Source organism: Streptomyces inhibens, assembly GCF_003389455.1.
GTDB lineage: Bacteria > Actinomycetota > Actinomycetes > Streptomycetales > Streptomycetaceae > Streptomyces > Streptomyces inhibens.
This window is the reverse complement of record NZ_QUAC01000255.1, coordinates 1-750: the sequence shown is the minus strand read 5'-3', so window position 1 is coordinate 750 and position 750 is coordinate 1. Positions and strand designations below refer to the sequence as shown.

Annotated in this window: 1 pseudogene; it reads left to right on the top strand. The window is 78.1% G+C overall.

Annotated elements, in window-relative coordinates:
* Window positions 1-750, top strand: a pseudogene (locus DY245_RS32730) (hypothetical protein); the annotation flags it as partial.

Below are 750 nucleotides of genomic sequence, written 5' to 3'. Positions count from 1 at the left end.
GGCCGGGGTGCCGCTCGCGGCGACGCCCGGCACCCCGGCCGGGCCCGCCGCGGGGCCCGCCCAGCTGCTGTTCGCGGGCGTGGTGGACCATGCGGTGGTGGTGCTCTTCCACGACGGGCTGCGGGTGGTGCGGTACGCGGAGACGGCGGACGGCGAGGGCCGCGGCGGCGGGACGGGCGCGGCGCTGGACTTCGCGCGGACGGACGGCGCGGCGGCGGATTCGGCGAGCGCGGTGGTGGTGAGCCGTACGCAGGGCAATGTGCGCTATCTGACGGCGCCCTGGGTGAAGCCGGGGCGGCTGGTCGATCTGCTGAAGCCGGAGGCGGCGGGGCAGCCGTTGCACCTCGATGCGAACGGGGTGACCGACCCGGTGCCAACGCCGCAGCCCGCGGAGGAGTGCACGGCCTGGCCGGCGCTGCGGATGAGCGGCCGGCTGCTGACCGATCTCGGCGAGCTGACCCCGGTGCGGCTGACGTACGGCACACCGCGGGGGCCGGGCGAGGTGTCCGGTCCGCAGGCCAGGACGGCGTGGGCGCGCACGGCCTGCCAGCTGGTCGCGGTACGCGGGCAGGGCGTGCGGACGGTGAATGCCTGGGAGTTCGCGCGGCAGCAGCTGCCCGGCGGCACGGGCAGCGCGGCCTGGCTGTGCACCCGCGCCGAGACCTGGCGCGGTGCGGGCAGCCGCACGATGGCGCAGTTCCAGGCGCCGGCGCCGGGCGGCCGGCCGTATGCCCCCGGGGCGGTGACGGC